The sequence below is a fragment of the Turicimonas sp. TL08 genome (assembly GCF_054660695.1).
On record NZ_BAAGDP010000089.1, the window covers coordinates 1 to 294 of the forward strand.

The following is a 294-nucleotide window of genomic DNA, read 5'->3' on the forward strand; positions in this document are numbered from 1 at the left end:
TTTTTCAGTCAGGCGTATTCTGTTGTTCAATGTACTGTTTGATAATAGAAATAGGTGCACCCCCACAACTTGCAGCAAAATAAGAAGGAGCCCAGAGAGCATCCCCCCATAACAGGCTACGAATGGAGGGATATTTTTTTTCGAATAAGACGGCTCGATACTCCTTACAGAGAATTGACTGAACGAGATATAGAGACTTTAGGTGGGTAAGTAATTAACAAATGAACATGATATTTTTCGCCATCAAACTCTACTAAGTCAGCTTCAAAATCATTACAAACTGAGGGAAAAATT

1 pseudogene is annotated in these 294 nt (G+C 38.4%); it reads right to left on the reverse strand.

What is annotated here, in order from left to right:
- Window positions 1-4 precede the first annotated feature (4 nt).
- Window positions 5-294, reverse strand: a pseudogene (tnpA, locus tag ACYQ4O_RS13065) (IS200/IS605 family transposase); the annotation flags it as partial.